The 23122-nt window shown below is 71.2% G+C and carries 22 protein-coding genes; 14 read left to right on the forward strand and 8 right to left on the reverse strand.

All coding sequences use genetic code 11. The features are described from left to right. Positions 1–59: 59 nt before the first annotated feature. Positions 60–2129, reverse strand: coding sequence for an OmpA family protein (locus tag WMF22_RS41160; RefSeq protein WP_438033287.1), 2070 nt, complete (start codon positions 2127–2129; stop codon positions 60–62). 292 nt (positions 2130–2421) lie between these two features. Between WMF22_RS41160 and WMF22_RS41165 the strand changes: the two genes are divergently transcribed. Next, positions 2422–2643 carry a DUF4215 domain-containing protein gene (locus WMF22_RS41165; protein ID WP_438033288.1) on the forward strand — a complete coding sequence of 74 codons (222 nt, stop codon included), beginning with the start codon at positions 2422–2424 and terminating at the stop codon, positions 2641–2643. Positions 2644–2686: 43 nt separating this feature from the next. Here WMF22_RS41165 and WMF22_RS41170 read toward each other — a convergent pair whose 3' ends face one another. From WMF22_RS41170 to WMF22_RS41200, 7 genes are all read right to left on the reverse strand, one after another. Then, positions 2687–2944, reverse strand: coding sequence for a BolA/IbaG family iron-sulfur metabolism protein (locus WMF22_RS41170; RefSeq protein ID WP_012240161.1), 258 nt, complete (start codon positions 2942–2944; stop codon positions 2687–2689). Positions 2945–3067: 123 nt separating this feature from the next. Further along, positions 3068–4249: a thiolase family protein gene (locus WMF22_RS41175; RefSeq protein ID WP_437295392.1), complete on the reverse strand. Its 1182-nt coding sequence runs from the start codon at positions 4247–4249 to the stop codon at positions 3068–3070. A 9-nt stretch (positions 4250–4258) separates the two neighbouring features. Further along, positions 4259–6640, reverse strand: a complete 2382-nt coding sequence (locus WMF22_RS41180) for a 3-hydroxyacyl-CoA dehydrogenase/enoyl-CoA hydratase family protein (protein WP_437295393.1) — start codon at positions 6638–6640, stop codon at positions 4259–4261. Positions 6641–7047: 407 nt separating this feature from the next. Then, on the reverse strand, positions 7048–7323 hold the full coding sequence (locus WMF22_RS41185) for a hypothetical protein (protein WP_437277258.1): 276 nt from the start codon (positions 7321–7323) through the stop codon (positions 7048–7050). 235 nt (positions 7324–7558) lie between these two features. After that, positions 7559–7873, reverse strand: coding sequence for a hypothetical protein (locus WMF22_RS41190; RefSeq protein WP_437277259.1), 315 nt, complete (start codon positions 7871–7873; stop codon positions 7559–7561). Between the two features lie 7 nt (positions 7874–7880). After that, entirely contained in the window at positions 7881–11198 is a 3318-nt protein-coding gene (locus WMF22_RS41195) for an eCIS core domain-containing protein (RefSeq protein WP_438033289.1), read from the reverse strand. Between the two features lie 101 nt (positions 11199–11299). Next, a complete protein-coding gene (locus tag WMF22_RS41200) occupies positions 11300–12871 on the reverse strand; it encodes an eCIS core domain-containing protein (RefSeq protein WP_438033290.1) in 1572 nt (523 codons plus the stop codon). Between the two features lie 575 nt (positions 12872–13446). Here WMF22_RS41200 and WMF22_RS41205 point away from each other — a divergent pair. Genes WMF22_RS41205 through WMF22_RS41265 form a run of 13 tightly spaced genes read left to right on the forward strand, consistent with a single transcriptional unit; the run spans position 13447 to position 23112 of the window. After that, positions 13447–14019, forward strand: coding sequence for a DUF4255 domain-containing protein (locus WMF22_RS41205; protein WP_437295398.1), 573 nt, complete (start codon positions 13447–13449; stop codon positions 14017–14019). Positions 14020–14034: 15 nt separating this feature from the next. Beyond that, positions 14035–14676: an MSCRAMM family protein gene (locus tag WMF22_RS41210; RefSeq protein WP_438033291.1), complete on the forward strand. Its 642-nt coding sequence runs from the start codon at positions 14035–14037 to the stop codon at positions 14674–14676. Positions 14677–14727: 51 nt separating this feature from the next. Beyond that, entirely contained in the window at positions 14728–15951 is a 1224-nt protein-coding gene (locus WMF22_RS41215) for a phage tail sheath family protein (RefSeq protein WP_438033292.1), read from the forward strand. Positions 15952–15963: 12 nt separating this feature from the next. Further along, a complete protein-coding gene (locus WMF22_RS41220) occupies positions 15964–17226 on the forward strand; it encodes a phage tail sheath family protein (RefSeq protein ID WP_438033293.1) in 1263 nt (420 codons plus the stop codon). A 52-nt stretch (positions 17227–17278) separates the two neighbouring features. Then, complete coding sequence (locus tag WMF22_RS41225) at positions 17279–17719, forward strand: phage tail protein (protein WP_437295402.1); 441 nt, start codon at positions 17279–17281, stop codon at positions 17717–17719. Beyond that, positions 17713–18087, forward strand: coding sequence for a phage tail assembly protein (locus WMF22_RS41230; protein ID WP_437277267.1), 375 nt, complete (start codon positions 17713–17715; stop codon positions 18085–18087). The genes WMF22_RS41225 and WMF22_RS41230 overlap by 7 nt, the downstream gene beginning before the upstream one ends. 50 nt (positions 18088–18137) lie before the next feature. Next, entirely contained in the window at positions 18138–18254 is a 117-nt protein-coding gene (locus tag WMF22_RS41235; RefSeq protein ID WP_437277268.1) for a DUF6760 family protein, read from the forward strand. 50 nt (positions 18255–18304) lie between these two features. Beyond that, positions 18305–18892 carry a phage tail protein gene (locus tag WMF22_RS41240; protein WP_437295403.1) on the forward strand — a complete coding sequence of 196 codons (588 nt, stop codon included), beginning with the start codon at positions 18305–18307 and terminating at the stop codon, positions 18890–18892. A gap of 20 nt (positions 18893–18912) precedes the next feature. After that, the gene (locus WMF22_RS41245; RefSeq protein ID WP_438033294.1) at positions 18913–20226 is read left to right on the forward strand and encodes a hypothetical protein; all 1314 of its coding nucleotides are present in this window, start codon (positions 18913–18915) and stop codon (positions 20224–20226) included. Further along, on the forward strand, positions 20223–20927 hold the full coding sequence (locus WMF22_RS41250; RefSeq protein ID WP_438033295.1) for a CIS tube protein: 705 nt from the start codon (positions 20223–20225) through the stop codon (positions 20925–20927). The genes WMF22_RS41245 and WMF22_RS41250 overlap by 4 nt, the downstream gene beginning before the upstream one ends. A gap of 9 nt (positions 20928–20936) precedes the next feature. Beyond that, positions 20937–21998: a phage late control D family protein gene (locus tag WMF22_RS41255; RefSeq protein ID WP_437295406.1), complete on the forward strand. Its 1062-nt coding sequence runs from the start codon at positions 20937–20939 to the stop codon at positions 21996–21998. Further along, positions 21995–22693 (forward strand): phage baseplate assembly protein V, encoded by a 699-nt coding sequence (locus WMF22_RS41260; protein WP_438033296.1) that lies wholly within the window; start codon positions 21995–21997, stop codon positions 22691–22693. The genes WMF22_RS41255 and WMF22_RS41260 overlap by 4 nt, the downstream gene beginning before the upstream one ends. Continuing rightward, entirely contained in the window at positions 22693–23112 is a 420-nt protein-coding gene (locus tag WMF22_RS41265) for a GPW/gp25 family protein (protein ID WP_438033297.1), read from the forward strand. The genes WMF22_RS41260 and WMF22_RS41265 overlap by 1 nt, the downstream gene beginning before the upstream one ends. Positions 23113–23122 lie beyond the last annotated feature (10 nt).

A 23122-nucleotide genomic window follows, 5' to 3' on the forward strand; every position in this document is an offset into this window, starting at 1 on the left:
CCGGTCCTGTCCAGATCGGCGGCGCCGCGGTCCTGCTCCGGGCGGCGCCGCGTCTCCGCTCAGGGAGGCGGCGGGACGACGCCCTTGGAGCGGGCCAGGGCGCAGCCGAGCTCCACGTTGGTCGGCCCCTTGTCGGTCCGCACGACCTTGAACTCGACGCGCCGGTTCTTCTCCCAGGCGGCCGCGTTGTGGGCCGGATCGATCGGGCAGTACTCGCCGTAGCCCATCGAGCGAACGCTGTTCTTGTTGACGCCGCGCTGCGCCAGCGCCGCGGCGACCGCGTCCGCGCGGGCCTGGGTCAGCTTGAGGTTGTACGCGTCGGCCGAGCGCTCGTCGGCGTGCCCCTGCACCTCGATCATCGTGAACTCCGGGTGGTGCTTCAGCGTCTCGGCCACCGCCTGCACGATGCCGAACGACTCCGGGAGGATCTCGGCGCTGCCGGTCGCGAACTGGATCTTCTCGAGGATGACGATGTTGTTCTCCTCGATCACGACGCTGCCCTTGTCCGGGCACCCGTCCTCGTCCTCGAGGCCGTTGAACGTCTCCGGATCGTTCGGGCACTTGTCGGCCACGTCCGGGATGCCGTCCCTGTCGTTGTCGGGCTCCGGGCACCCGTCCTCGTCCTCGAAGTCGTCCCTGTCCTCGGGGTCGTTCGGGCACTGGTCGGACTTGTCGGGGATGCCGTCCTTGTCGTTGTCCGGATCCGGGCAGCCGTCCTTGTCCTGGAAGCCGTCGCGGTCCTCCGGGTCGTCCGGGCACTTGTCGCGCGAGTCGAGGATGCCGTCGCCGTCGCGATCGCCGTCGCTCCCCTCCGGGCAGCCGTCGTCGTCCTCGTCGCCGTCGCGGTCCTCCGGGTTGTTCGGGCAGCGGTCGTCAATGTCGAGGATGCCGTCCTCGTCGTTGTCCGGATCCGGGCAGCCGTACTTCCCGGGGGGCGAGTCGGCCTTCGTGTCCTGGAAGCCGTCGTAGTCCTCGGGCTCGTCGGGGCAGTCGTCCTGGTCGTCCTTGATGCCGTCGCCGTCCCGATCGCCGATCGACGGCTCGAAGACGAACCCGATGGTCGCGCGCTGCGCCGCGGACTGGAACCCGGGCGTGTAGCCGACGCCGGCGCCGAGCATGAGGAAGCTGTTCCGCTCGATGAAGAGCTTGATGCCCCCGATCGCCTCGGCCGACAGCTTCTGCTTGGCGCTGTCGCCGCCGCCCACCTGCTGGGTCAGGTAGGTCTCGACCACGAGGTCGAGCGGCGTGAGGACGCGGTAGCTCATGCCGGCCCCGGCGGTGATCAGGTCGGAGTACTCGAGGTCCCCGTGCTCCAGCTGGAAGGTCGCGCCGTCCTGGCGCAGGCCGAACACGGGGTTCTTCCCTGCGTGGCCGCGGTAGCCGACGTTCGCCGCGATCCGGAACGGGTTGGTCGTGCCGAGCCGCTTCTCCAGCACGAGCTGCGGCCAGAAGAAGAACCCCGGGTCCGACGCGAAGTCCTGGCTCCCGCCGACGCCGATCCCGGCCTGGGCGATCACCGCGAGCCCGATCACGTCCTGATCGGGGCGGAGGATGCGCGCCTTCGCGTGGATCGCCAGGTTGCCGAGCGCCTCCGCGTCGAGCGAGTCGTCGTTGTAGTTGGCGCTGCCGCCCGGGCCGATGTCGTCGACCGGCTTGCCCCCGTTGAGCACCACCGGGACCGAGAGCCCGACGACCAGGAAGTTAGCGATGCCGTAATCGAACTGGAACGTCCCCTGGAACGCGTGATTGAGCATCACGTCCGTTCCCCGGTCGTTCTTGGTGAGCGGCAGGATGTTGTGCCCGTAATCGAGCACGAGCCCCAGGCTGATGTCGTTCGCGCCGAGGATGTCCGCCCCGTTGACGGAGAAGAGCCCCTTGGAGTCGACCGCCGGCCGGAACAGGTGCAGGTCCATGCCGTCGCCGTTGGCGCCGTCTCCCGTGCGCGTCTGGGCCGCGGCGTCGCCCGCGGCGGCGGCGGTCATCGCTGCGCCGAGGACGAAGGAGAGCAGCCCGGCGCCGAGGCGGGAGGCTCGGCCGGGGCGCGCCTGGGCCGGGAGCCGGGCGTCGTTCGCCCCAGGAGCGCCTGGGAGCGGCGGTTCGGCGGGGAGCAACGGGGAACGAGGCGTCATGGGAGGGTCCTCGGGATCGTGTGAGGTCGCTATCAGGCCAGCGCGTGGGGCGCCCGGCGCCACGTACCATCGCGCGAATTCCGGTGTCAAACAGACGACGCGGCCAGCGCGCGGCGCGAGCGATCGCGGCGCGTGGTTGGCCTGCCCCGCGACCTGCCCCGCGACCTGCCACGCGAGTGCCACGCGGCCCGCCGCGCGCCCGGCGCCAGGCGCTCAGCCCGGGAGCGGCGCGCGCCCGCCGCTCCCTCGCGAGGGCCCGCGATCCGCCGGAATCATGAGGAGATGCGCGCTGATGCGCGCCGGCGGACCGCGCGGCCGAACGCCGGGACGTCCGGGTAGGGCGAAGTTGTCCGGACGATCGGAGCGGAGTATTCCGTGGAAGGTTGGGGCAGCCAGCGCCTGCGCCCCCGTCTGCGGCGACGGCATCGAGGCGGGCCCGGAGGAGTGCGACGACGGCAACACCACCAGCGGTGACGGCTGCAGCAGCACCTGCCACGTCGAGGACGACGGCTGACTGCCGCCCGCCGAGCGGGGCGCACCCGCTCGCACCCGCTCGTTCAGGGGGTGCGCGTTTTCAGGCTGTCGATCGCGTGGACGGGCGCCTGGTCGCCGGCCATCAGGTGGGCGATCGCCCCGTAGACCAGCCGCTGGCTCTCCAGCATGCTCTTGCCGGCGAACACCGGCGAGGTCACGACCAGGTTGAAGTGGCCCCCGCCGCCGGTCACCTCGGCGGTGGAACCCTCGATCTTCGCTTCGATGGCCTGCTTCAGGGCCTCGGGGATCGACCCCTGAAAGGTCGTCAGGTGGCTCGGCATGGGCGATCTATAGGCCATCGCCCCGCCGCGGGAAAGCCGGAGCGCGGGGCTCGGGCCGCGGCGGGGCGGCTGTCGACGGGATCGAGGCGACGGGATGGGCGAGGCGGGATCGGCGCGCTGGGATCAGGCGCGCGCTGTCGCGCCGGCCAGCTCGATGAGGCCGGCCGCGCCCATGCCGCCGCCGATACACATCGTCACGACGGCGTACCGGCCGCCGCGCCGGCGCAGCTCGTAGAGCGCGGTCGCGGTGAGCTTCGCGCCGGTGCACCCGAGCGGGTGGCCGAGCGCGATCGCGCCGCCGTTCACGTTGAGCTTCTCCTCGGGGATCTCGAGCGTCCGCTGCACGTAGACGGCCTGCGACGCGAACGCCTCGTTGACCTCGAAGAGGTCGATGTCGGCCATCTTCAGCCCCGTCCTCGCGAGCAGCTTGCGCACCGCGGGCACCGGGCCGATGCCCATGATGGCGGGATCGACGCCGACGGTCACGAACGCCCGGAAGTACCCGAGCGGCTTCACCCCGAGCGCGTCCGCCTTCGCCTTGCTCATCACGAGCGCGGCGGCAGCGCCGTCCGACAGCGGCGAGCTGTTGCCCGGCGTGACGCTCCCCTTCGCCGAGAACGCCGGCTTCAGCCCCGCGAGCGCCTCCGCCGTCGTCTCCTTGCGGATCAGCTCATCGGTGCGGAAGTCGAAGGTCGCGCGCTTGCCGTTCTCGAAGCGCACCCCCTTCACGGTGACGATCTCGTCCTCGAAGCGCCCGGCCGCGCGCGCCGCCGCCGCCTTCTGGTGGCTCTTCAGCGCGAACGCGTCCTGGTCGGCGCGGCTCACCTGGAAGCGGTTCGCCACGTTCTCCGCGGTGATGCCCATCGGCGTGTACACCGTCGGACACCGCTCCATCGCCTCCGGCGACGCGCTCAGCTTGTTGCCGGTCATCGGCACCATCGTCATCGACTCGACGCCGCCGGCGACGGCGATGTCGAGCGATCCCATCGCGATGCTGCCCGCCGCGCTCGCGATCGCCTGGAGCCCGCTCGAGCAGAAGCGGTTGATGGTGATCGCGGACCCTTCCTGCGCCATCCCGCCGAGGAGCGAGACGACGCGCGCGATGTTGAGCCCCTGCTCACCTTCCGGCATGGCGCAGCCGAGGACGAGGTCCTCGACGTCCTCCGGCTTCACCTGGGGGACGCGCTGGAGCAGCGCGGCGACGACCTCGCCGGCGAGCTCGTCGGGGCGCTTCAGCGCGAGCGACCCTTTGTGGGCCCGGCCAACGGCCGAGCGGACGGCCTCTGCAATTACGACGTCGACCATGGCGTTCACCTAGTTCCGGAGGGGCTTGTTGTTCATCAGCATGTACTGCATACGCTCGGCGCTCTTGGGCTCGCCGCACAGGCTGACGAACGCCTCGCGCTCGAGCTCGAGGATCTCGCCCTCGGTCACCTCGCGCGCCGCGCCGCCGGCGCCGCCGCAGAGCACCTCGGCGAGCTTGCGCGCGATCTTCGCATCGTGCTCGCTGGCGTGGCCGCCGGCGACGAGCGTGTCGATCATCATCTGCAGCGTCGCGATCCCGCTCTCGCCCGGCAGCTTGTAGGCGCGCGGCACGGGCGCGTGGTAGCCGGCCTCGGCCAGCCCGATCGCGCGCGCCTTCACCTCGTACAGCTGGCGGGCCCTGTCGAACGAGACGCCGTCCGTCTTGCGGAAGAAGCCGAGCGCCTTCGCCTCGTCCGCGCTTGTCGCGACCTTGGCGAGGGCGATGTTCTTGAAGACCTGCGTCACGATGTCGTACGTCGGCACCGTCACGCCCTCGGGGATCCCCTCCAGCGCGCGCCAGAGCATGTTGAGCGTCCCCGCGCCGCCCGGGATCAGGCCGACGCCGACCTCGACGAGCCCCGCGTACGTCTCGGCCGCGGCCTGCACCGCGTCGCAGGCGAAGCAGAGCTCGAGGCCGCCGCCGAGGGTCATCCCGTAGGGCGCGGCCACGACCGGCACGCTCGCGTACTTCAGCCGCTGGGTCGCGTCCTGGTACGCCTTCACCATCTTGCGGATCGCGTCCCAGTCCTTGTTGCCCGCGGCCATGGCCACGAGGAACAGGTTGGCGCCGACGCAGAAGTGCTCGCCCTGGTTGAAGACCACGAGCGCGCGGAAGTCCTGCTCGGCCTTCTCGGCCGCGAGCGAGAGCATCCCGATCGAGTCCGGATCGAGGCTGTTCGCCTTGGTCTTGAAGGTGACGCCGAGCACGCCGTCGCCGAGGTCCCAGGCCTCCGCGCCGTCGTTGGCGAGCACGGCCTTCGCGCCCTTCGCGGCCGCGCGCGCGCCGGCGAGCGTCACGTTGCGCGGATCGACGGGCCGGGCGACGTACTCCCCCTTGAGCAGATCGAACACCGCCCCATCGGCGCGGTAGAACGACGTCGCCCCGCTCTGCTTCATGCGGAGGATCGCCTCGGGCAGCTTGATGCCGTCCTTCTGCATGCGCTCGACGGTCTCGGCGAACCCGAGCGCGTCCCAGGTCTGGAACGGCCCGAGCTCCCAGTTGTACCCCCAGCGCATGGCGTCATCGATCGCCACGATGCTGTCGGCGATCTCGCCGACGCGCCGCGCCGTGTACGCCAGCGAGCGGGAGAGCACCTTCCAGGCGAACTGCCCGGCCTTGCCGGGGTCGCTGGCGAGCTTCTTCACGCGCGCGGCGGGGTCCTCGATCTTCTCGCACGACCTCGTGGCCTTCTTGATGGCCTCGTCGCCGCCGTGGGGGCGGTACTCGAGCTTGGCCGGGTCGAGCGTCTCCAGGCCTTCCTTGGCCTTGCGGTAGAAGCCGCCCTTGGTCTTGTCGCCGAGCAGCTTCGCCTCGATCATCTTCCGCATGTAGGCGGGCACCTTGAAGACGTCGCGGTCCTCGTCGCGCTCGAGCGACGAGTAACAGTTGTCGGCGACGTGGACGAGGGTGTCGAGCCCGACGATATCGCCAGTCCTGAAGCTCGCGCTCTTCGGGTGGGCCATGGCGACGCCGGTGATGGCGTCGACGTCTTCCGGCGCGAGGCCGTCCTCGATCATGAGGTGGATGGCGGTCAGCATCGCGTGGGTGCCGATGCGATTGCCGACGAAGTTCGGGGTGTCCTTGCCGAAGACGAGGCCCTTTCCGAGCACGTCCTCGCCGAGCTTCCGCACGCGCGCGACGACGGCGGGATCGGTGTCGGGCCCGACGACGAGCTCGAGGAGCTTCATGTACCGGACCGGGTTGAAGAAGTGCATGACGAGGAATCGCTTGCGGAAGTCCGCGGAGCGCCCTTGCATCATCTCCTCGATGCGCAGCCCGGACGTATTCGACGCCACGACCGCGTCGGGCCGCAAGACCTCTTCGAGCCGCGCGAAGAGGGCGCGCTTCGGCTCCATCTTCTCGATGATGGCCTCGATAACGAGGTCGCATTGGGCGAGCTCGGCGAAGTGGTCTTCGGTGTTGCCTGTGCGCACGAGGCGGGCGTTCGACGGGTGGAAGAACGCGGCGGGCCTGGCCTTGAGGGCCTTCTCGAGCCCGCCTGCGGCGAACCTGCTGCGGGCGGCCGGGTCCTTCTTTTCGGCGTCGGTGAGGTTCGGGGGCACGATATCGAGGAGCAGGACCTCGATGCCGGCGTTCGCGAAGTGGGCGGCGATGCCGCTGCCCATGACGCCCGCGCCGATGACGCCCGCGCGGCGGATTGGTTTCGTCATGCAGATCCTCCGAGAGAGATGAATGGGGCGCAAACCATTGACGGAAAGGGCCCCGAGCGCAAGCGTATCCGGGGTGGACGGCCGCGCGGGAGAGCGAGCAAGGTTACGCGTCGCCGTCGAGGGCGCGCGCTGATCGGCGGGGCGCCGCGGGACGCCGGGCGGACCAGCGCGGGTGTACGACACCGAGCGACAGCTGCAATGAGAGGCGGCGCACGTGGGACACCGCACGGGCCAGCGCGGGAGTGTGGTGCGAGACGCGCTTTCGTTTCCGGGAGAGCAGGAGATGGCGAGTGGGTTCCCGGGACGCCCTGTCCAGGGCGCCCCTCTGCGGTACGGGCGTGCTCAGGCGTGGCTGTGCGGGCGTGCTCGAGCGTGGCCGCGCGGGCGCGTCGGCTGGGGTCGGTCGCTCAGTGCCATGCCTGAGCGGACTGCACGGGCTGTCCGGTGCGGTCGTGCTCGGCGAGGAGGCGCTTCGAGATCTCGACGCACTCGACACAGGTGGCGAAGCGCGACTTGTGCAGGCACTGGATCCAGGTCGCCGTCCCTTGCGCGAGGAACTCCTCCGCGTCGAGGTGCTTGCCGCAGGCGACGCAGTGGATGTGCTTGTGCTCGTGGGGCTGCGCCGGGCGCGCGGGCGCGAGCGCCTTCCGCTCGCGCTTGGTCAGTCGCTTCTCTCGCTTCATGATCTCCTCGATGACGGGTGGCCGCACGGCCTCGTGCGGGCGCGGGTGAAGCTACCACGCGTCGCTGGGCGAGGGTCCCGGCGGGCTGTGCGGAAGGCGGCGGCGCGGCGGTGCGGGACGGACCCGCGCGACGTCGCCCGCGGACGGCGGCGGCGTGGGGGCGTGTGGGTTGACTTCTTTCAGGGGGTGTGCGTGCCGAGCCAGGCGACCGCGCGCCACGCGGTGGGCCCGCGCGTTACCCCTCGGCGTCCTCGCAGCCACGGAGCGCCTCCTCTTCGTCCATCTCGGCGACCTCGGTCGCGTAGTACCGAAGGGAGTGATAGGTCCGCCGCAAGGCCTTCAGGAAATCGAGCCCATCCTCGAGGGTGTAGACGCGCTCGTAGCTGGGCAGCCCTTGCTCGAGGATGTCGCCCACCGCGTTCATGCACTTCGGGTGGAGCTTCACGACCCGCACGGGAGGGCCCTCCGACCCGAGGACGAAGCGAGCCAGCGGGACGACCTCCTGGTGCGCCCTGACGAGGTGGAGCTCCACGAATTTGACCTTGGCCATCTTGCTCTCACTCTACCTTGATTGTTCCTGCCTTGACCCTGTCGAGGATCTCGTTCAACCGGATGAAGGCGCTGTCCATTTCCTTCTCGGTCAGCCAGGCCTGCAAGGCTTTTCGCACGTCCGCCTGGCCGCTGGCCGTGCTCATCGCGGAGAGCCTGTCGTACAGATCCTTGCTGATGACGCCCGGGAGAGGCTCGTGGTAGCCCGGGAGGGCTTTGCCCAGGTACGGGTACCGCGTGGGCAGCGGTCCCAGCGATATGTCATTATCGAGCTGGACGATCCGGCTCGGCTTTCCGACGCTGTCGACGAACACGATCATGTCGCCTTCGTGCGAGTCCATGGCGCCGATGAAATAATTGAAGGTGTCGAGGTCCTTCTTCAGCTGTGACGCCTTTACCTCGGCGTAGCGCGCCTGGTTGAGCGTGAGTAGCTCCTTCAGGGACTCCCCCTGGTCCAGATCATGCTGCCAGTCCTGGAGCGAGCCGATCTCCCCGCCGTAATCCACGAGATCGGCCTTCGGCGTCGGGATCCCGAGCCGCTCGGCCAGCTCTGCTGCTGCAGGCGTCTTCCGGGCGCGGTCGCCGGCCAAGATGCCCATGCTGTTTCCCCAGTTGGCCTCCTGCTCCGCCGAGGCCGGCTTGAACAGGTACTCCTTGCCGGTCGATCGCTGCCGAAGCCTGATCTTGTCCGGGTTGAGGCCTTGTTTCACGTCGCCGACCTTCTCGAAGTCGGCCGGGTCGAGGATCCGCGTCTGCGGCTTGAACTCGGCCATCGGGGCAGCTCGGAGCGTTCCGGGGATGCCGTTCTGCGGGGTGCATGCCGGCTTTGTCGAGTAGCGGCACCACCCGCCGCCCGGCTGCTCGATCCAGTCGTGCTCGCCGAGGCGGGCGGTGCGGCGCGGCGGCTCGCCCCGGACGACCTTGGGGTTCTTCGCGTTCCTCGCGAGGTAGTCGAGCTCCGCGGCCAGCTGCTCGCGGGTCACGTCGGCGGTCGCGCCCCCGGCGGCCCTGGCGCCGCCGCCGGCGCCCCTCCCGGCCGCGCGCTCCGGCGCCATCACCGTGGCCATCGACCTGGCCTGCTTGAGCGCGACCGCGAAGTCGATGCCGCTCAGGACCAGGTCGACGAGCGCCATGTGGTAGGCCGCCTTGGCCGCGTCCGGATCGTCGAGCAGCGGGGCGCCGATGTCGCCGGCGGTCGCCGCGTCGCTCAGCGCGCCGGCGCGCCGGACGTCGTGGATCGCGCCTGCCAGCCCGACCGTGGAGCCGATGAGCCCGAGCATCACCGCCGCCGCGCCGCCGGTCACGATGGCCGCGATGCCGAAGGCGACCGCCGCGCCCGCGACGGCGATCTGGAGGGTGCGCTCCCGGCTCCGCGTCTGCGCGATCCATCCGTCGACGATCGCCTTGTCCTGCGCGCGCGCCGGGTCGCCGAGGCGCATCTCCCGCTCGACCTCCCGCACGATCGGCCCGAGCTCGTCGAGCGGCACGCTGTCGCTCAGGATCCGCTCCTTGGTCCTGGCGATGGCCTCGCGGCTCGCGCCAAACACCCGCACCCGGATCTTCGCGAGCAGCTGCTCGTTCGTGTCCGCGCCTTTCGCGCTCGCGCCCGACGCGCCCTCCTGCCCTTCGTCGTGCAGGAGATCCCCCGCGGCCAGGATCGGATACGCCGCGCGCAAGGCCTGGCGCGCCGCGCGCGCGCTCGCCGCCCTCTGCTTCCACAGCGCCGCGCTCGCCTCGAGCTCCCCCTGCGCGTCGGAGACGTCCGCCTCGCGCGCGCGCTCTGCCGGCGCCCCTTCCTCGGCGCCCTGCAGTGGAGCGGCGAGCTGCGCCTGCTCGTCGAGGAGCGCGCTCGCGTGGTCCATGGGAGAATCGGCGCGCCCCCCCTCGGCGCCCCCCTCTCCCTCGCTCCTCTCCACCAGGGCAGCGACCGCGCGCGCCGCCTCCCCCGCCCTCGCCGCCTGCGCGTCGAAGTCCTCCGCTGCCTGCTTGAGCTGGCGGTCGCGGGCGAGCATCGGCTTGACGATCTCGCGCAGCCTCGCCCAGGCCGCGCTCTCCTCGCGCGTGTCCGCGTACTTGGCCTCTTCCCGCTCGATCGCCGTCAGGTTGCCCTCGAGCGCGGCAAGCGCCCTCTTGCGCACCGCCTGCTTGAAGGCCGAGAGGACGCCGCCTTCGGCCGCGCCGGCCGCGCCCCTGGGCGCCTCGTCGGCCTCGGGCGAGAGCTGATGAAGCAGGATCCTGGCGTCCTCCGTCGCGGCGTGCGCCTTCAGGTATGCGACGATGGCCGCGGTCTGCGCGGTCTGTGCGATCGCCTCGACGCCGCTCTTGACCACCTCCATGCCGGCGCTGCCGCCGCCCTTGGCGATCCAGACCGTGGTGAGCGCCGCGCGCAGCCGCTCGGCGAAGCGACCGTCGGTGTGCGGCGCGTGGCAGTGCGCGATCAGGACTTCGATCTCCGCGGCGGCGAGCCGATCGAGCACGTCGAGCATCGGCTTCATGTCGCGCATGTCGAGCTCGGCGAAGACGAACGCGAAGCGCTCCTCGACGATCGCCGTGGCGAGGGCGTCGCCGAGCAAGTTCGTTACCTCGCCGTCCGCGGACGGCGCCGGCTGGCGGGCGATCCGGGCGGGGCGCGCGCCCGACAGACCCGAGGGCCGCGAGGCGAAGGAGGCTTGCTGAACGACGTGGGTCAGCTCGTGCGCGAGGAGCCTTTGGCCCTCGAGGGTGGCCGGCGCATACTCGCCGGCGCCGAACACGATATCGCGCCCCGTGGTGTACGCCCGCGCCTCCACGGCGCGCGCCGCGCTCGCCGCGTCGCCGCCGACGTGCACGCGCACATCGCCGAAATCGTACCCGAACCGCGGCTCGAAGAGCTCGCGCACCGCCCTTGGCAGCGGCTCTCCACCGCGCCTCGCCGCGCGGACGGCGGCCTCCCCGTCCAGCGCCGCCCCGGCGTTCGCGGCGGGCGCACGCTTGGTCTGGATCGCCGCGTCCTCCTCGTCCTCGCACGCCGCGCACTTGCGCTGCACCGCCGCGGGCGCCGCGCCGATGGGCGCAGGATCGGCCATCCGCATCACGCGCTCCGCCACCTCGTCCGCCTCGCGCTCGGACGCGTCTCCCGGCGCGCTGATGGTCGGCTTGCGCTGGACCGGCGGCGTGATGCGGAAGCGGGCGAGATCGAGCCGGCCGGCGGCGCCGCCCTCGCCCGGTGAGGCCAGCCGGAACCGGGGCGGGCTCACCGACGGCGACCGCACCGCGCGCTGCGACGCCGTCATCGGGTCGGGGGAACGGGCTGGCGAGGAGCACGGTTTTCGGTCGAACGTGAGCATGGCGGATCCTTCCCCGAGGAGGGCCTTTCAACGTGGAGTTCGGTCCTGCATCGCCGTTCCAATCACGGTCCGGCGCGCCCTCTCGGGCGCCTGGCCCGACATCAGAATCGCCCCTGGATGGCCAAGCCCATGGCCAGGAGCGGCCACCCGTCGTCCTTGCCGTCGGGCCAGCCCGGGACGAGGGGGGCGCCCGCCGTGCGCTCCATCGGCGTGTTCTTCCAGCGCGGGTCCTGAGGCGCGAGCTTCTGCATTGTGAGCAGGCCCATGGCCAGGTTGATCTCCATCGGCTGGCCGGGGATCGCCTCGGAGCGGAACGAGTGCATCGACGCAAAGGGGGCGAGAGGGAGAATGGGCCCCTGCGCCCAGCGGAGCATGCGCGCGATGCTGAACGGGCCCATGTTCGACGCCGGGTCGACCCCGCGGAACGCCTCCTGTATCCGGCGGACGTTGAAATCCGTGAGCGCTTCGGCCCACCAGCCCTCCTCGGGGGCGCCCTCCGGAAACCGGAGCCGCTCGGCGACGAGCCGCTGCGCTTCGAGGAGGTGCGCGGCGCCTCTATCTCCAGGCTCCCGGTAGGCGGCGGCCATCAGGCGCGCGACGCCCTCGATCGTGCTCAGCGCCAGGGAGGCGGCCTGCGCGAAGCCGTGGCGATGGGAGCCATCCTTGTTCAGGTGCGAATGCCCGTCGGGCTTCAGGAGCCTGCTCTTCTCCAGATCCTCGTTCGTCCTCTTGCGGCGCTCTTCGTCGCCCGCGTAGGTGGCGAGCTTCTCCTGGAAGGTGACCAGCTGGTCGTGGCCGTCGAAGCTCCCGGTGACGAGGGGGTGCTTCGCGCGCTCTTCCTCGGACATCTGGATGAGCGACAGAAAATTGGAATGGCTAAAGAAATCCTCGATGGCGTGCAGCGCGTCGCCTAGGCGAACCAGGTTGGGGCGTCCGGCGCTGCCCATGCTCTGCTTGAGCATGTCGTTGATGTACTCGATGGGATCCCCCTGTCCCTGACCGCGGCCGGTGAACCGATGGCTCGAGCGATCCCACACATAGTTGTCGAAATGCTCCACAGGCCGGTAACCACCGAAATCGCCGTACTCGTGGATCAAGGCGGGGTTCGCGATCGCGGGCACCTGGGACATGTCCCTCATCAGATTCCCTCGATAGATCTCCGCGATCTCCTCCTTCGTGAAGACACCACGGAGCGCCAGCTCCTCGATCACGCGGTGCACGGCGTCGTCGAAAGGAGCCCAGTACGGCGTGGGGCCAGGGCGCACCCGCGCGGGCGGCGAGAGGCCCAGGGTCGCCAGCGCGACGTGATGGGCCTCCGACTCGGCCCCGGCGGGCGCCGGGCCGCCGCTCGGCGCGATCCCGGCCTGCGCCGGGCCGACCTTCGGCTGGGCCACCGCGTGGGCCATCTCGTGGATCATGACGAGATCCCCCTCGAGCGTCCCCAGCGACGGCGCCGAGGGGGAGAGGAAGCAGTCGCGCCCGAACGTGGCGGCGATGCTCGCCGGGGCGCCGGCAGGGAGCGCGCCGCGGAAGGCCCGGACGCCGTCCGTGGATGCCCCCGTCGCTCGCTCCACGGCGCGGCGGAGCCGGCCAGGGATGGATAGCGAGTGACCCCCTGCGACCGGGAGCGGCGCCGCCGCCTGGCTCCTGGACGACCGACCCCGCGCCGCCACGGAGCTCCTCGGCGCCCAAGGCGCCGCGGGCGCCCCCTGCGCCGGAGCGCTCTGCCTGGCTCGCGGCCCACGTGCGATAGCGTGCTCCATCGAATCCTCCGGTCCTGACAGCGCCATGTCACCGCTGCCGCAAAGACCCACTTGGGAACGACTCTAACCTATCAGCTCTCGACGGACGACGCCAACACGAGCAGTGTTCCAACAATCGACGTCGCCCGCCATCTCGCAAGCTTCCGCAAGAATGGCACAGCGCATCTCGTCATCATCCGTGAATCCATGACGCCCCGCGCCGCGCCGCGACGCGCTGCGCGCTCCGTCGCATGAAGCAAACATGATGATCGGCCACGCCGGCGCCGGCGCCGGCGCCTCCGCCTCATAAAGACGGGCGCTGTCGGCTCGAGCAAACATAAGCACAGATCGTGGCGTCACGAGCGCGACGCCACGACTCACGTACTGATCCCGCCGTCGACTGCCTGCTCACGGCATCTGGCCTGTTTGACAACTCGACTCATGGAAGCGAATGTTCACACCATCGTTCAGCCCCGGCCGCGCGGCGGCGGGAGACACGGAGTAGCATGTTCAACGATCTGGACAGCACGCTGGCCGAGTTGCTCCGCCGCGAGCTCCCGCCGGAGATCGTGTCGCAGGTGAGCATCACGTTCGCCGCGCCAGGCGACGACTTCCCTCCGGCGTCGGTGACGCTCCCGGCCATCGATCTCTTTCTCCACGAGCTCACGGAGCACCGCGAGCTGCGCGCGAGCGAGGCGTGGGTGGAGCGGAGCGCGGACGGCGCGGTGACGCGCACGCCGCCTCCGCTGCGCGTCGACTGTCGTTATCTCGTCACGGCGTGGGGGACGGCCAACGCGCCGCGGCCCGAGGAGGACGAGCACCGCCTGCTGGGCGAGGCGCTGCGCGTGCTCCACCGCCACCGCGAGCTCCCGCGCGAGGCGCTGCAAGGCAGCCTCAAATCGCAGGCGTTCCCGGTGCGGACAGCCGTGCTCGCGCCGGGGAACGAGCGCGCGAACGGCGATTTCTGGCAGGCCCTCGGCGGCAAGCCGCGGGCCGCGTTCAGCTTCACCGTGACCATCGCCGTCGACCCGCGCCCGCCGGAGGACGCGGGCCGCGTCGTGCTCTCCACCCAGGGCTGAGGAGCGAGGGAGACCATGCCGAGCCTTCTTCAGATCCAGAGTCGCGTCCACCAGGCCGCGATCGCGGGGCGCGTGATCGATCAGGAGACCGAGCAGCCGGTCGCGGGCGTCCATGTGGTCATCACCGGGATGCCCACCGCGTTCTCACGAGAGCTCGCCATGGCGGCGCTCCGCCACGGCAGCGCGTGGGGCTCCCTCGTCGAGCGGCCGGATCGCACGCGCACCGCGCGGGACGGCTGTTATCGATTCGTGGACTTGCCCGACGGAGATTACGTCCTATCGTATACGGTCCCCGGCGGCGCGCGGCGCTACGGGGACGCCACGCGGGCCTTCACGATCGCGCGCGGCGCAGAGGGCGAGCTCGCGGCGCAGCTCGCGGAGGTCGCCCTGCCGCCGACCGGGGTTCGAGGGATCATCCACGGGCCCGTGCAGGGGACGCCCGAGGCGCTGCCGCTCGCGCGCGTGCGCGTCGCGGGCACCGGGGAAGAGGCGTATTGCGACGCGCAGGGTCGATTCTACCTGACCGGCGTCGAGGTGGGCGAGCGCGCGCTGCAATTCAGCGCGTCAGGCTTCCTGCTCGCCACGGTCGACGTCCAGATCACGAAGGGTGTCATCGCCGATATCGGCACAGTCTTGCTCGACGCGGCTCCGGTCTAGACCGCGCCGCCGAACCAGGCAACCGTCAACTGAACGCTGGAGTGTGAGAACATGGCCAACTATAGTTCACCGGGCGTGTACGTGGAGCAGGTTCCGTCCGGCTCTGCTCCTATCGCCGGCGTCGGCACGAGCACCGCGGGCTTCGTCGGCGCATTCGCCCAGACCCTCACGGTCCCGAACCCGATCTACGACTCGAGCATCACGGACACGAACGATCCAAGGCATAGCCAGACCATCACCGAGACCATCCCGACGGCCCCGGGCGAGGTCAAGCTCATCACCAACTTCTCGGAGTTCAAGGCCGCCTTCAAGGGCTTCCTGGACGAAAGCTCGCACCGGCCGCTCGCGCACGCCGTGAACGGCTTCTTCCTCAACGGCGGTACGCGCTGCTACGTCGCCTATGTCGTGCCCCCGGCGTCGCCGGCGTTGCCCGATATCACGGGCGTGCTCGAGCGCTTCGAGTCGATCGACGAGATCGCCATCGTCGCGTCGCCCGGGCTCGCGATCAGCGCGGCGCGCACGGCGCTCAAGGATCATTGCGAGAAGATGGGTACCCGCGTGGCGATCCTCGAGACGGAGGAGTTCGGCAACGTCGCGGACGCGCTCACGGCGCTGGACCCGGACGGCGTGAACAACGCGCTCCCCTCGTTCTCCGACAGCACGGCGCTTTACTTCCCCTGGATCGAGGTCTTCGACCCCGCCTCGAAGACGAACAAGTTCGTCCCGCCGAGCGGGCACATCGCGGGCATCTACGCGCGGGTCGACGCGCAGCGGGGCGTGCACAAGGCCCCGGCGAACGAGCCGATCCGCGGCGCGCTCGGCGTGCGGCACGCGCTCAGCAAATCGCAGCAGGAGGGGCTGAACCCTCAGGGCGTCAACGCCATCCGCTCCGTGAACGGCGCCATCAAGGTCTGGGGGGCGCGCACGCTGGGCGGCGACGAGAACGGCGAGTTCAAGTACCTCAATGTCCGCCGCCTGTTCAACTTCGTGCGCGGGTCGATCGATCAGGGCATGCAGTGGGCCGTCTTCGAGCCCAACAACCCCGACCTCTGGGCGAAGATCACGCGCAACACCGCGGCCTTCCTCACCACCGTCTGGGCGGCAGGGGGCCTGTTCGGGGACAAGCCCGAGCAAGCGTTCTACGTCAAGTGCGACGCGGAGACGAACCCGCCGGCGCAGCGGGATCTCGGCCAGGTCGTCACGGAGATCGGCATCGCCATCGTCCGGCCGGCCGAGTTCGTGATCTTCCGGCTCGGGCAGACGGCGGGGAGCTGAGCGGGGACCCTCATGGCTGCTTCGACCGAGATCCTCGCGCCGGGCGTCTACCTCGAGGAGGCGCCGCGGCGACCGACGCCGGCGCTCGAGACGGGCGTGCCGCTCTTCCTGGGGCAGCTCTCGGTCCTCGGCCGGAGCCTCGCGCCGTTCGAGGGCGGCGGGGGCGCGGTCCCGCTGGATCGCGCGGCGTGGAGCGCGCTCGAGATCCGCGCTGCCGCGTCCGCGGAGGTCGCGGACCTTCGCTTCACGGGCGCGGCCAGGGGCACGGCGTGGGCCGAGGGGTACCTCGGCTTCGCGGTGCGCGGCTTCTTCGAGAACGGCGGCCGCCGCTGCTACGTCGCGGCGCCGCCCGCGCCCGTCGCGGGCGCGTTCGAGGCGCTCGACGCGGTGGAGGACTTCGATCTGGTCTGCGCGCCGGATCTCCCCGCCGCGGCCGGGGGCCTGCTCGCGGCGCTCGTGGGCTTCTTCGATCAGCGGCCCCCGCGGCGGTTCTTCGTCCTCCACGCGCCCGGGGACGCGCTCACGGCCGCCGCGCTCGACGCGCCGTTCCGGAGCGAGAGCGCCGCGCTCTACGCGCCCTGGGTCCGGGTGCGCGGCTGCCCGCTCTGCAAGGGATCGGGCCAGCTCGAGGGCTGGGCGTGCAACGGCTGCGCGGGGACGGGCGACGGCTTCGTCCCGCCCGCCGGCCACGTGGCGGGCGTCTATGCGCGCACCGACCGGAGGGTCGGCGCGCACAAGGCGCCCGCGAACGAGGTGGTGGAGGGGGTCGTCGACCTCGCCGCCCACCTCGACGACGCGGCGCTCGTCGAGCTCAAGGACAAGGGCGTCAACGCCCTGCGCGCCTTGCCAGGGCGCGGCGTCCGGGTCTGGGGAGCGCGCACGCTGGCGAGCAGCGACCAGCTGGCGCTCCACGGATCGAGCTTTGCCCACGTGAACGCGCGCCGCGTGCTGATCACGGTCGCCCGGTGGCTCGAGCAGACCATGACGGCCGTCGCGTTCGAGCCGAACGACCTCCGGCTGTGGGCCCGGATCGGCCGTGAGACGTCCGCGTTCCTGGAGGCGCTCCACCGGAAGGGCGCGCTCGCGGGCGCGACGGCGGACGAGGCGTTCTACGTCCGCTGCGACGCAGAGACCAACCCGGCCGCGACGCGCGACCAGGGAATGGTGGTGACCGAGGTGGGGCTCTCGCTCGCGAGGCCCAGTGAGTTCGTGGTCGTGCGCCTGGTCTCGGGCGCCGCCGGCGCGTCTATCGCCGGCGCGCCCGCCGGCCGGTGACGCACTTTGAAGGACGCTCCGAGAGAACGTCGAAGCACTCGAGAGGGAAACCATGGCAATCGATCGCAAGGATCCGTTCAACGGCTACAACTTCGCGGTGGAGCTCGACGGGATCACCCGGATGGGCTTCAAGCAGGCGTCGGGGCTCGACAGCTCGAGCGCGGCGGTGAAGTACCGGGAGGGCACCGATCCCACGCTGGCGCAGCGCCAGCTCCCGGGGCTCCTGTCGTTCTCGAACATCTCGCTCCAGCGCGGCGTCACCGACGACCGCGCGCTCTGGGACTGGCGCGACAGCGTGGCCACGGGCACGCCGCTCCGGCGGACGATCTCGGTCATCCTGCGCGACGACGCGGGCAACGAGAAGATCCGCTGGAACATCCGCAACTGCTGGCCGATCAAGTGGTCGGGGCCGAGCTTCGACGCGGCGAGCGACGCGGTGGCCGTCGAGACGCTCGAGCTCGCGCACGAGGGCGTCGAGGTGCAGAGGTGGTAGGAGCCGCGCCCGCGGAGTTCCCGTTCACGCTGCCGCACGGGTTCACGGGCCCGGACGGCGCCGTGCACCGCGAGGGGGCGATGCGTCTGGCCACGGCCTTCGACGAGATCGCCCCGCTCAAGGACCCGCGCGTGCAGGCGAACCCGGGCTATCTGGTGATCATCCTCCTCTCGAGGGTGGTCACCAGGCTCGGCACCCTCGAGTTCGTGAACCCGAAGGTCATGGAGGGCCTGCTCTCGGGGGATCTCATGTTCTTGCAGGACCTCTACCGGCGCATCAACGAGAACGGCCACGCGCGCCTCGTCGTGAGCTGTCCTCATTGCCAGGGAGAGTTCGAGGTGGAGACGAGCCCTCTGGGGGAAGCCTGAGCTACCCCTCGGATCGCCTGTTCGAGGAGGTAGCTTATCTGTCCCATTACATGCGCTGGTCGTACGACGAGGTGATGCGCCTCGATCACCGCGAGAGGCAGCGGTGGGTGACGGAGGTCGCGCGGATGAACCAGCAGATCAACGAGGAGGCCGCGCGCCGCCCGTAGAGGCGGCGCGCGGCCGGCACAGACCACCCTGGAGATAAGGATACGAGATCATGGCCTTTGGTTTCGGAGTCAGCGCCAGCGTCAACGTGAACGCCACTGTGGGCCTCGGCGCCGCCGCCGGGCTGAGCGCGGTGTTCTCGGCCGCCGCAGGGACGCTCGGGGCCCGCCTCGATCCGTACCTCGGCTGCAATTTCCTCGTCGAGATCGAGGGGCTGCTCTCCGGGGGCTTCCGCGAGGTGCGGGGGCTCGAGAGCAGCGTGGAGATCAAGGAGTACGCCGAGGGGGGCGAGAACGGCTTTCTGCACAGGCTCCCGGGCCCCGTGCGGCACGCGAACCTCGTGCTCGCGCGCGGGCTCGTCGATCTCGACACGATGTGGTCCTGGTACGACGACGTCGCCCGCGGGATCATCGTCCGTCGCAACCTCACGCTCATGCTGCTCGACGGGCGACGGCTGCCCGCGATGTGGTGGAACGTCCGCGAGGCGCTGCCGGTCAAGTGGGTCGGCCCGACGCTGAACGCGGGCAGCGACGGCGAGGTGGCGACGGAGACCATCGAGCTCGTGCACCGGGGGATCGTCAAGCCCACGGCGAGCCGCGCGCTCACGGCGGTGCGCGCCGGGGCCGGGCAGCTCCTCTGACGAGCGAGGGCGAAACCACCATGAGCGCTGCTGCGTGGCAAGAGAGCGTGAATCCGGTGCTGCTCGAGCGGCTCCTCAGGCCGCTCGTCGCTCCCGGGGTGATCTCGCTCGCGCTGGTGCGGCGCATCCTGCGCGGCGTCGAGCGCTTCTCGGCGCGGCTGCCGCTGCTCGCCCACCTCGCGCGGCGGCGCGGCCAGGCGGGCGGGCTGCGCGTGGACGAGGTGCCGATCGTCCACGGCCGCTGGGTCGCGCCGGCGCGGCCGGAGCCGAGCGCGCCGGCGCTGGCGCCGGCGGCGACGCGCGAGGTCATCGTGGTGAAGGCCGCGCCCCCGGCGCGCCCGGGCGAGGGCGCGGGGCTGCGCGGCTCGCCTGCCGCCCCCGAGGCGGGCGCCCCCGCGACCGCCGGCGTGGCGCTGGTCCATGTCACGGTCCCCGCCACGGCGGCGACGAGCGCCGGCGCGCTGCAGGGAGGTGAGGAGCGGGCGGCGCGGGCGGCGAGCGCCGCGCCGGCGGCGCCTCGCGCGGCGTTCGATTCCGATCGGGCGCCCTCGCCCGTCGCAGGAGGCCCGGCAGCGACGTTGCCGGTCGTGAGCTCAGCGCCCTTGCCCGTCGCGCACGCGACGCGCGCGGCCGGTGCGTCGCGTGCGTCGCTGCCGCTCGTCCTGGCCGCACCAGCGCAGCGGCCGGCCGCGCCGCCGCCCGCTGCGCCGCGGGCCGCCTCTGCGGCTGTCGCGCCGTCCTCGCGGCCCGTCGTGGCGCCCCGCTCGCCGGCGCGCTCGCCCGCTCCTCTGGAGGCGCGCGCGCAGCTGCCCCATGCACCGTCGTCGCGCGGCGCGCAGGCGCCCCTCCGCCCCGCGCGCGGCGTGGACGACGACGACACCCCGCTCGCGCTGCGCGATGGGCCGCGGCGCCCCGTGGTGCAGCCGTCGCCCGCGCAGCGCGGCGCTGCTGCCGTCGCTGCGGCGCCGGGGCCCCTGCCCCATGGCGCGCCGCCGCTGCCGCGCGTCGCGCCGGCGACCGAGCCGGCCGCGCCCCGGCCCGATCACCTGCCGCACGTGCGCGTCGCAGGCGGCCGCACCGAGGCCCAGGCCGCGGCCGCGCCGGACAGCACCGCTCCGGTCGCGGCGCCGGGCGCTCCGGTGCTCCCGCCGCGCGCCATGCCCGTCGCCGCGGCGACCCAAGCCGTCCCGGGATCCGTCTCCCCCCTCGCGGCGGCGCCCGGCGCTGCCGCGGGCGCCCTGGGCATGGATCTCGAGACCCTCGTCGACAAGGTGCAACGCAAGCTCGTCCGGCGCATGTCCGCGGAGCGCGAGCGCAGAGGAGGATTTCGATGACCCTCGAGAAGCTCACGATTCATCACGAGAAGGATCAGCAGAACAACTTCGTCCTCCTGGAGCCCGGGGCTTATTTCAACCCGAACCAGCTCGTCTACAGCAAGAGCGTGACGTGGGCTCCGAGCTACACCACGGGTGCGTCGAAGTACCGCCCGGGCTTCGAGATGCTCTATCAGTCCTCGGCGCCCGAGACGCTCACCCTCGAGCTGTTCTTCGACACGTACGCGCGGGGCGGCGCCGGGGGCGACCTCCTCGGGCTCTTGCCCTCGTTCGGCGCGGGGCCGGGCGCGGAGAGCGTCGTGAAGGCCACGGACGCCGTCGCGAGCCTCGCCAAGCAGGACATCGAGCTGCACCGCCCCCCTGTCTGCAGGCTGTCCTGGGGCGCGTTCACGCTGTTCCAGGGCGTCCTCCAGCAAGCCTCGCGCACCTACCTGCTCTTCCTCGACGATGGCACGCCGGTGCGCGCCACCATGAGCTGCACCTTCGTGGAGCACCCGGGGCGGCCCCTCGTGTCGGACGAGCAGCACTCTCCCGACGTGGCGAAGAAGCACGTCGTGCGCCCGGGCGACACGCTGATGGGCATCGCGGCCGCGCTGTACGGCGACAGGTCCGCGTGGCGCCGCATCGCCGAGGCGAACCGCATCGACGACCCGCGGCGCATCTCGCCCGGGCAGACCCTCACCATCCCCCGGATCCGCTGAGCGAGCGCCATGCCTGACGCACAGAGCAGAACCCCCGACGTCGCCGTCCTCCTCAACGGGCGCCCCTTGCCCGAGGAGGCCTATCGTGACCTGCGCGACGTGGCGGTGCAGGAGGATCTGGACGCGCCCTCGCAGCTCACCCTGCGCCTGTCGGCGTGGAACGACGAGCGGCGGAGCCTCTCGTGGGCCGAGGACGATCTCTTCGATATCGGCGGAGAGATCGAGATCCAGCTCGGCTATTCGGGCAAGCTCGAGACACTGCTCTTCGGCGACATCATGCGCCTGGAGCTCGATCTCCAGGGGGGCGAGTCGCCGTCGTTCGTGGTGAGCGCGTGCGACCGGCGCTACCGCATGCAGCGCGGCAGGAAGAAGCGCAAACCGTTCGTCAAGCTCAAGGACAGCGACATCGCCGCCGAGATCGCGAGGGACAAGGATTACGGCCTGACCCCGGACGTCGTCGACAGCGGCATCCAGCTCGATCACGTCGAGCAGGATCGCGTCTCCGACCATGATTTCCTGCGCCAGCGCGCGTCGTCGATCGGCTACGAGGTGCTCGTCCGGGGCAAGACGCTCCACTTCCAGCCGCGCAGGCACGGCGCCGCGCCGGACCTCGTCCTGGAGGCTGGCAGCGACCTGCTCGAGTTCTCCGCGCAGATGTCGGTCGGCGACATCCCGAGCGCGGTCGAGGTGCGCGGCTGGGACCCCAAGACGAAGTCGCCCATCATCGGCAGGGCGGCGGCCGCGGATCAATCGTCGATGGGCAAGGTCGCCGCCGCCGCGGCCGCGCAGCGGGCGCTCGGCGACGCGCCGCTCGTGGTCGCGGACAGGAACGTCGCCACGCAGGAGGAGGCCGACCGGATCGCCCGCGAGCAGCTCGAGGCGGCCGCGCTCGGCTTCGTGCAGGCGAGCGGCGCGTGCCTCGGCCGGACCGACCTCAGGGCCGGCATCGTCATCGAGGTGAAGAGCGTCGGGCGCTTCGAGGGCAGGTATTACGTGACCTCGACATCACACAGCTATTCCCCGCAGCGGGGTTATCGGACCAGCTTCTCCGCGAGGAGGAACGCGACATGAACGGCTTTGAGCTGCTCGAGCCCTCCTACGAGCCCGGGCGCCGCCGGGAGGCGCCGATCCAGGGCGTGGCCATCGGGGTCGTGACCAACACGCAGGATCCCGAGGGGCTCGGCCGGGTGAGGCTGAAGTTCCCGTGGCTCGCCGAGGCCGACGAGAGCAACTGGGCGCGCGTCGCGGCGCCGATGGCCGGCGACGGCCGCGGGGTCTATTTCGGCCTGGAGGTGGACGACGAGGTGCTTGTCGCGTTCGAGCACGGCAGCCTCGAGCGCCCCTTCGTCGTCGGCGCGCTCTGGAACGGCAAGGACAGGCCGCCGGCCGGGAACGGTGACGGCAAGAACAACGTGCGCGTCATCAAATCGCGCAGCGGACACACCATCCTGCTCGACGACACCGAAGGAGCGGAGAAGATCACGATCGCGGACGGCACCGGCAAGAACACGATCGTGATCGACGGGCCGGCGGGCTCGATCGCGATCACCTCGGACAAGGACCTTGCCATCCAGGCGAAGGGCGGCGTCACCATCGACGCGGGCGAGGGCGATCTCGCCATCAAGTGCAAGGCGCTCTCCGTGGAGGCGAGTCAGTCGTTCGCGATCACGGGCGGGCAGGACGGCAGGGTGGAGGCGCAATCGGGCCTCGCGCTGGAGTGCCTCGCGGGAATCGACATGAACAGCGGCGCGCTGGAGGTGCGGTGATGGAGAATACGGACGACGGCTTCCTGGGCAGCGGCTGGGCCTTCGGGCTGGACGAGGGGGCGCCCGGCGTCGGCCTCGATCCGGGCAGCGCCATCGCCGCGGCGAGCGGCGAGGACAAGGTCCGCCAGTCGATATGGCTCCTCCTCTCGACGGCGCGGGGAGAGCGCATCGGGCGGCCCGATTTCGGCTGCGGCCTTCACGATCTCGTGTTCGCGCCGCGCACGACGGGCACGCTCGGGGACGTCCGCCGCGCGGTGACCGAGGCGCTCGAACGATGGGAGCCGCGCGTCGCGCTGCTCGGCGTCGACGCCCGGCTGCACCCCGCCGACCCGGCGGGGATCCTCATCGACATCCAGTACGAGGTCCGCGCGACGAACAGCCGCCAGAACCTCGTCTTTCCCTTCTACCTCTCGACCTGACCGGTGGTGT

It is taken from the genome of Sorangium sp. So ce204, from assembly GCF_051526795.1.
GTDB lineage: Bacteria > Myxococcota_A > Polyangia > Polyangiales > Polyangiaceae > Sorangium > Sorangium cellulosum_B.

Bases quoted from the DNA above. Each gene is read 5' to 3' on its own strand.
- WMF22_RS41240 (WP_437295403.1), top strand. From the start codon at position 18,305: ATGGCCTTTGGTTTCGGAGTCAGCGCCAGCGTCAACGTGAACGCCACT.
- WMF22_RS41205 (WP_437295398.1), top strand. From the start codon at position 13,447: ATGTTCAACGATCTGGACAGCACGCTGGCCGAGTTGCTCCGCCGCGAG.
- WMF22_RS41180 (WP_437295393.1), bottom strand. From the start codon at position 6,640: ATGACGAAACCAATCCGCCGCGCGGGCGTCATCGGCGCGGGCGTCATG.
- WMF22_RS41190 (WP_437277259.1), bottom strand. From the start codon at position 7,873: ATGGCCAAGGTCAAATTCGTGGAGCTCCACCTCGTCAGGGCGCACCAG.
- WMF22_RS41185 (WP_437277258.1), bottom strand. From the start codon at position 7,323: ATGAAGCGAGAGAAGCGACTGACCAAGCGCGAGCGGAAGGCGCTCGCG.
- WMF22_RS41260 (WP_438033296.1), top strand. From the start codon at position 21,995: ATGAACGGCTTTGAGCTGCTCGAGCCCTCCTACGAGCCCGGGCGCCGC.
- WMF22_RS41175 (WP_437295392.1), bottom strand. From the start codon at position 4,249: ATGGTCGACGTCGTAATTGCAGAGGCCGTCCGCTCGGCCGTTGGCCGG.
- WMF22_RS41245 (WP_438033294.1), top strand. From the start codon at position 18,913: ATGAGCGCTGCTGCGTGGCAAGAGAGCGTGAATCCGGTGCTGCTCGAG.
- WMF22_RS41265 (WP_438033297.1), top strand. From the start codon at position 22,693: ATGGAGAATACGGACGACGGCTTCCTGGGCAGCGGCTGGGCCTTCGGG.
- WMF22_RS41235 (WP_437277268.1), top strand. From the start codon at position 18,138: ATGCGCTGGTCGTACGACGAGGTGATGCGCCTCGATCACCGCGAGAGG.
- WMF22_RS41210 (WP_438033291.1), top strand. From the start codon at position 14,035: ATGCCGAGCCTTCTTCAGATCCAGAGTCGCGTCCACCAGGCCGCGATC.
- WMF22_RS41215 (WP_438033292.1), top strand. From the start codon at position 14,728: ATGGCCAACTATAGTTCACCGGGCGTGTACGTGGAGCAGGTTCCGTCC.
- WMF22_RS41255 (WP_437295406.1), top strand. From the start codon at position 20,937: ATGCCTGACGCACAGAGCAGAACCCCCGACGTCGCCGTCCTCCTCAAC.
- WMF22_RS41195 (WP_438033289.1), bottom strand. From the start codon at position 11,198: ATGCTCACGTTCGACCGAAAACCGTGCTCCTCGCCAGCCCGTTCCCCC.
- WMF22_RS41170 (WP_012240161.1), bottom strand. From the start codon at position 2,944: ATGCCGAGCCACCTGACGACCTTTCAGGGGTCGATCCCCGAGGCCCTG.
- WMF22_RS41220 (WP_438033293.1), top strand. From the start codon at position 15,964: ATGGCTGCTTCGACCGAGATCCTCGCGCCGGGCGTCTACCTCGAGGAG.
- WMF22_RS41250 (WP_438033295.1), top strand. From the start codon at position 20,223: ATGACCCTCGAGAAGCTCACGATTCATCACGAGAAGGATCAGCAGAAC.
- WMF22_RS41165 (WP_438033288.1), top strand. From the start codon at position 2,422: ATGCGCGCCGGCGGACCGCGCGGCCGAACGCCGGGACGTCCGGGTAGG.
- WMF22_RS41160 (WP_438033287.1), bottom strand. From the start codon at position 2,129: ATGACGCCTCGTTCCCCGTTGCTCCCCGCCGAACCGCCGCTCCCAGGC.
- WMF22_RS41225 (WP_437295402.1), top strand. From the start codon at position 17,279: ATGGCAATCGATCGCAAGGATCCGTTCAACGGCTACAACTTCGCGGTG.